Raw genomic sequence first — 6,241 nt, 5'->3', positions numbered from 1 at the left:
TGCGACGCTGCCGCTACCGCGGACAGGGAAAAGCCCACATCCAGCACGTCCTGACGGCCATCGCCGTCAACATCGAACGCCTTAGCGGACTGCCAGCAACCGAAGAAGCCCTCACACCCCGCCGACCGACTGCCTTCCAGAACTACCTCGACCAGCGCGAGATACCCCGGCCGAAGTCCTGGCGAACCCTGGGCAGCTGACCTCGGCGGTTCCAAGATCCCCGACAGAGTCAAGCTAAGACGTCATCTCAAGGGGCAGTGCCCGTCTACTTGTGTGACTGAGCGCTTCAGTTGGCCGCTGAGCGTTCCAGTTGGCCGGCCTGGTGCTCAAAGCTGGCGTTGCTGTGTCGATTCCGCCGCCACGGCACAAGCTGGACAATGCCCCACGCGACCTCGACGGTGAAGAACAGCCACAGTATCCGCGAGGCACCCTGGGCCAGTGCGTACGCCATCCACGCTGAGAACAGCATGCGCGCGATGCCGTCGAACAGTCCATGCACCGGCAGCGGCCGGACGATGCGCAGGGTGGCCCAGACGACCACGACCGAACCCATCAGATTCGCGTACAGGGTCTGCCACGGGTCGAGTTCGGGCAGGACGCCCCACCCGAGTGCGTCGCCCAATGAGGACAGCACGTCGTGCACCAGCGCGTACGTCCACGGTGTCACGAACCCCGCGGTGACCGCGAGGTCGTACCAGGCGCTCGCGCGTACGACATGAAGATAGGCGGGACGTGCGGGGGCGGAGAGACGGATCATGATGAGGCTCCAGCTGGTCTGGTGTCAGTGACGCCTCACGCTAAACAGTGGAGTACGGTCCAAGGTCAAGTTCATCATCCGAAGGGGGTGGCGCTGGGGTATGCGCATCGGAGAGCTGGCCGCGCAGACGGGGATGACCAGGGACACGATTCGGTTCTACGAGAAGGTCGGCCTCATCGCAGGTCGGCGCCTGGCCAACGGCTATCGCGACTTCCCACCCGAGGCAGTGGCCTGGCTGCACTATGTCCGCACGGCACAGACACTCGGATTCTCTCTGGCGGAGATCGCGCGGACCGGCGAGGAACTGCGTGGGGCGCCGGACGTCGCGGAAGCGCTGTCCGCGCTGTTCGAGGAAAAGATCCAGCTCGTCGACGCACGCATGGCCGAACTCGCCACCCTGCGCGCCGAACTTACCGAGCGCGTCGGCACCGGATGCCCGTTGCGGGCAGCTGGCCGACCCGGATGAGGGCGGAGTCGGGAGCGTAACGGGCCCGACCGCTGACCAAGGCAGTCGACGAGGCAGCCGCCCACCGACCCGAGGCTGACATCGCGCTCAGGCCGGCCAACTGAAGCGCTCAGTCACAACTTGAATGCGGGTGACACTGGACTGGACTCTGGCGCATGATCACGTCATGACGAGTCCTGCTGCCTTTCGGGACCGGACCAACTGGTCCGATGGTTTCTACGAGCTGGGTATAGAGGTTGGATCGAGTGACGACGACCAACTTCAGGCCGTCCTGAGTGCTCTGTGGTCCGCCGCGGACGTCCACGGGTGCTTTGGGCACAGAGACCGTGAGCCTGAAGAGCAGGATTTTGTGCTGTGCACGGTTGGCTCTCTGGCCCAGTTCGGCCACCTTCACGGACAGGTCCGTCTGCCGACGGGCCAACTGGTCGTGTGCGGTTGCGTGGCGATCCGCGGCGGTGATGAAGGCGGTGACTGGCTGGACTTTTACGTCCCCGTAGGCGCGCTGGACCACGCGGGACTTGCGTACTGGGACGGTCAGCCGTTCTTCAGCGTGCTCTTGCGAGGAACCCCGAGGGTTCACCCCCGGGAGGAATCGCATCCTGTGGTGGCGATGCGGAGCATCGCCGCGGTAACGGGCGCGGAGCGCACGCAAGAAACCGGGCCGCAGCGCCCGGCGAGGAATGTGCGCTGTTCGAATGCCGGTACGTCAGGCGGCAGGTAGCGTCACGGTCGTGAAGTTAACCGTGCAGGTGAAACTCCTGCCGACGCCCGTGCAGGCGGCGGCACTTGAGGAAACCCTGCACGCCTGCAATCAGGCCGCGACCTGGGTCTCCCAGATGGCGTTCGAGAAGGACATCAAGCGCAACTTCCCCCTGCGTGAGCACACCTACACGGCGGTCAAGGACCGGTGGGGGCTCGGAGCGCAGGCGGCCCAGCACGTCATCAAGAAGACCTGCGACGCCTACACCACGCTCAAGGCGAACCTGACGGCAGGAAACCTCGGCAAGCCCACCTCCAAGCGCTACCGGCGCGCAGTCGAGAAACCGATCGCCTTCCGCCCGGAGGGTGCGCAGCCGTATGACGACCGGATGCTGTCCTGGCAGTACACGCAGTGCACGGTGTCGATCTGGACGCTGTCGGGCCGGATGAAGGGGGTGGCGTTCACCGCTGCCCCCGAGCATGTGGCGCGCCTGGCCCTGTGCCGCAGGGGCGAGTCCGATCTGTTGTTCCGTGACGGCATGTGGTTCCTGATCGCGACCTGCGAGGTCCCCGAGGCCGAACTCAACACCAGCGTGGTGGAGTTCCTGGGGGTCGATCTGGGAATTGTGAACATCGCGACCACCTCGGACGGTCAGATCATGGCCGGACGCCGGCTGAATCGCGGGCGTCTGCGCGAGCGCGTCCTGCGTCAGAAGCTCCAGCGTAAGAACACCCCGTCCGCCAAACGGCGCCTGAAGAGGCGGCGTCGTAAGGAGGCGCGGCGGGCGCGGGACATCAACCACAAGATCGCGAAGCATGTGGTGGCCGAGGCAGAACGCACCGGTCGCGGTATCGCTCTGGAAGACCTCACGGGCATCCGCGCACGGGTACGGCTTCGCAAGCCCCAACGGGCCACCCACTCCTCCTGGGCCTTTGCCCAGCTCGGAGATTTCATTACGTACAAGGCCCGCAAGGCAGGGGTACCGGTGGTGCAGGTCGATGCGGCGTACACCTCCCGCACCTGCGCCGAATGCGGGCACATCGACAAGGCGAACCGGGCCTCCCAGGCCCGCTTCGCATGCCGGTCCTGCGGATTCGTTGATCACGCAGACCGCAACGGCTCCCGCAACATCCGCCACCGTGCGGAAGAGTTGTGGCGACGCGGGGCGCAGTCAACCGCCCCAGACCCACCCCCGAACAGAGGGCGTGGGACAGGACGCAAACCCAGCACCACAGCCAGTGGCGCCCGTTGCGCAAGCCCAGGACTTTCAGTCCCGGGTGGTTGACGTGATCTGAGCGCCATAGTTGCGGAGGCTCGCCAACCTGGCCAATTAAAGGAGCTCGTCGGCTCGCATGGTAGCGCTCGTCACGTTCCAACGCCCCGGTCGCAGCCACTCGTTGATGGCCGCGACGAGGACCGTCGCCTCATAGCGTGGTTGTAATCCCCCGGTCTGCCCGGCCCGGTGCGTCCGAGGCATCGAGCAGTTCGGACCAGGTCGATGACCAGCTCCGGCTGGCCCACAAACGGAGAGTGCCCCTTCTCCGACTCGCGAACGGAGTCGCAGCGCGCGGCCATGACCTGTTGGAGAGCCGGCGCGATAGCTCGGTCCCTCGTGCACACGACGTACACGGAAGGGGCATGTTTCCAGCTTCGGCGTTCCGGTACTCCTTGTCCGCAGCCGGCCGCCTGGGCTCGTAGCAGTCCCGCTGCCCAAGCGGCCAGGCGCCCAGGGCGGTCTGCATAGAGAGCATCCACTGCCCGGCTTGCGTCAAGGCGCGTAGAACCGTCGGTCTGCGGCTCGATGGCGGCCTTCAACTCGGCAGAGGCGCCGCCCTAGCCCTCCGCACTCTCACCCGTATCCGGCACGTAGGCCGCCAGATACACCAGACGCCCGACTCCGCTCAGACCAGTGATCACCGATCCTCCGCAGGAGTGGCCCAGAACCAAGGCAGGCTCCGCCAGCGCGTCAACGGCGGCCTGCACCGCGGCCGTGTCCGCAGTCAAAGAGCCCCGATGCAGTTCGGAAGCAACCAAGTCGACGCCTGCCGCTCGCAGGCCCTCAGCAACCCGGATGTAGTGCTCAGGCTGGTGATACAGGCCGTGAACCAAAACCGCGCTGGTCACTCGGCCCGCCTCCCCGGATCGACTTGCCGAAGAAAGCGATCTTAGACGTCACGCCTCGCCAGTGATCCACTTCCGATACGCTCTAGTCCGGCGGGCACCGGCGAGGTGTTGGCCATACGGTCGCCATGAGCGCTCCTGACAGGAACGGCGTTCCTTGCGTGGCCCCGCGCTCCATCGCACGTGCGCGGGGCGGTGCAACGTTGGGGAGGAAGCCCTGGGAGGGGCATCCCGGTGTACGCAGCGGGAACTCTTCCCAGCGCCCTGCTGACGACAGGAGATGCGAGGAAGCTGAGGAGCGAGCCTCCCCAACGCCGGAGCCTGCCGGGATCAGGTGCTCCGCCTGCGGCTACGTCCTCAAGACGCGTGGCGAGCTGGGCGGACTCGATGGCGTCATTCTCCGGCAGCTCCAGGACCGGTGCGGCCTGGCGCGGCATCGCCATCCACTACCACAGGACCCCGCAGAGCTACCTCGCAGGCATGCATCTCCGCGCGTCCATGATCTGGGTCCACGGCCTCACGCGAACCACCCGTTGATCAAGGCCAGTTACAGGCCTGGCCGGAGGTCAGGCGGTCAGCGCCGCAAGCTCCGCGTTGGCGCGCTCGGTGACCAGGGCGAGGACGCGGCCGGCGGCGGCCAGGTCCTCGGCGGGTATCCCGCCCCAGATGCGGGCGCTGATAGGGGTGCTCTCCGCGCCGACGGCGGTAAGCAGCTCGCGCCCTGCGTCCGTGGGGCGAAGGTGCTCGCCGTCCGTATCGAGCAGCTGCTTGGCGAGCAGCTCGTCGAGAGTGGCGCGGATGTCGGCCGGATCGGCCTTGAGGGAGCCCTGGACCTGGGCGACGAGGTCGTCCGGCGCCTGCGGGGCGTCGGCGGTGAGCGCGGCGCGCAGAGCGACCTGCTGCTGAAACGTGCTGCCGTGCCGGGCCAGGACGTGCTCCAGGACGCCGCGGGCGGCGTAGTGGGCCAGGCCGAGGGCGCGGGCGTCGGCGACGGATGCGTTGGTGGGTGCAGTGGTGGTCATGGTGTTGTCCCCTGAGTGCTCTCGTCGTTCGGTACGGATGGAGCGAGAGGTGCGTCGAGCAGGGTCGTCAGCTCGTCGGTGAACGCGCGGGTCCGCAGGGCGTCGCGGCCGCCGAGCGGCTCCAGCAACTGCTGGTGCAGCTCTTGGACCACCGTGATGGCCTGCCGCGCGACGGACTGGCCCTGTTCTGTGAGGGCGAGCTGCACGGCGCGCGGGTCGCGGGGGTTGCGGGTGCGTTCGATCAGGCCGGCCGACTCCAGGGCGCGCGCCAGCTTCGAGACGTACAGCGCCTCCAGGCCGGTGTGGTCAGCGAGTTGGCGCTGGCTGGGCCGCTCGCCGACGCGCTGCATGCCGTGCAGTGACGCGACCAGTGCGTACTGCGCGTGGGTGAGGCCCAGCGGAGCCATCGCGCGATCGACCGCGACGCGCCACTTGTTGGCGAGCCGCCATACCAGGAAGCCGGGCGTGGGGCCCGGCAGAACCTTGCTCATGACAAATAGAGTACATAGCTACTATGTCCATGACTACTATTTTCGGCGGATGCGACGATGCACCCGTCGCGGCGCCGCGACGGGCTGACGGAACGCCTCCAGCGGGACCGCCGCCTTGTTTGCGTGATGAAAACAGCGAGACGTTCCTGCCCGATCGCTCCGTGCTGGCGGTACCACACGCGTCCGTCGTTCACGCTCTCGGACACCACGTTCCACTTCGTCGACAGCGATGTGGCCACGGTCCTCGAACGGGCACGGAAAGCGGCACAGGGCAAGGATGTCCGGCTCGGCGGCGGGGTCACCACCTCCGGCAGTTCCTCGACGCCGACCTCGTCGACACCATGCATGTGGCGGTCTCGCCAGTAAAGCTCGGGTCCGGACTACGACTCTGGGTGTCCCCAGATGAGCTGCTCGACCGGTTTCACCTGGAGGTCGTGCCCAGCCCGAGCGGCGTGACGCACCACCTGTTCTGGCGAAGGTGACGCAAGGGCCCACTCGGGGCGGGCTGAAAAGGCTGGCCAGGCACTCAACGAGGACCAGCCGTTCAGCCGATTCGCCCTGATCAAGGGTTCAAAGACGGATTCTGGCACGGTTGCGTCCAGGGAAGTGGTGTACGGGTTCGACCTGATCCGGGGGTTTGCTCCGGCATCGGGATGGTGCCCGCATAGATGAACGGCCACCGGC

5 protein-coding genes and 3 pseudogenes are annotated in these 6,241 nt (G+C 66.8%); 4 read left to right on the top strand and 4 right to left on the bottom strand.

Annotated elements, in window-relative coordinates:
• A pseudogene (locus tag ACWFR4_RS47170) lies at positions 1–200 on the top strand (IS1182 family transposase); the annotation flags it as partial.
• 86 nt (positions 201–286) lie between these two features.
• On the opposite strand, the gene ACWFR4_RS47165 reads toward ACWFR4_RS47170, so the two are convergent.
• Complete coding sequence (locus ACWFR4_RS47165) at positions 287–757, bottom strand: hypothetical protein (RefSeq protein ID WP_453657946.1); 471 nt, start codon at positions 755–757, stop codon at positions 287–289.
• Between the two features lie 100 nt (positions 758–857).
• Between ACWFR4_RS47165 and ACWFR4_RS47160 the strand changes: the two genes are divergently transcribed.
• The gene (locus ACWFR4_RS47160) at positions 858–1,223 is read left to right on the top strand and encodes a MerR family transcriptional regulator (RefSeq protein WP_382481958.1); all 366 of its coding nucleotides are present in this window, start codon (positions 858–860) and stop codon (positions 1,221–1,223) included.
• A 731-nt stretch (positions 1,224–1,954) separates the two neighbouring features.
• Positions 1,955–3,208, top strand: a complete 1,254-nt coding sequence (locus tag ACWFR4_RS47155) for an RNA-guided endonuclease InsQ/TnpB family protein (RefSeq protein ID WP_453657944.1) — start codon at positions 1,955–1,957, stop codon at positions 3,206–3,208.
• A 200-nt stretch (positions 3,209–3,408) separates the two neighbouring features.
• Here the strand turns inward: ACWFR4_RS47155 and ACWFR4_RS47150 are convergent.
• From ACWFR4_RS47150 to ACWFR4_RS47140, 3 genes and pseudogenes are all read right to left on the bottom strand, one after another.
• A pseudogene (locus ACWFR4_RS47150) lies at positions 3,409–4,047 on the bottom strand (alpha/beta hydrolase); the annotation flags it as partial.
• A 563-nt stretch (positions 4,048–4,610) separates the two neighbouring features.
• Positions 4,611–5,066 (bottom strand): MarR family transcriptional regulator, encoded by a 456-nt coding sequence (locus tag ACWFR4_RS47145; protein WP_453657942.1) that lies wholly within the window; start codon positions 5,064–5,066, stop codon positions 4,611–4,613.
• Positions 5,063–5,557: a MarR family winged helix-turn-helix transcriptional regulator gene (locus ACWFR4_RS47140; RefSeq protein WP_453657940.1), complete on the bottom strand. Its 495-nt coding sequence runs from the start codon at positions 5,555–5,557 to the stop codon at positions 5,063–5,065. The genes ACWFR4_RS47145 and ACWFR4_RS47140 overlap by 4 nt, the downstream gene beginning before the upstream one ends.
• Positions 5,558–5,728: 171 nt before the next feature.
• Here ACWFR4_RS47140 and ACWFR4_RS47135 point away from each other — a divergent pair.
• Positions 5,729–6,039 (top strand): annotated as a pseudogene (locus ACWFR4_RS47135) (dihydrofolate reductase family protein); the annotation flags it as partial.
• Between the last annotated feature and the right edge of the window lie 202 nt (positions 6,040–6,241).

This window comes from Streptomyces sp. NPDC055140, from assembly GCF_053607285.1.
Note: the sequence above shows the minus strand (reverse complement) of the source record. Positions and strands in the feature narration are given on the sequence as shown.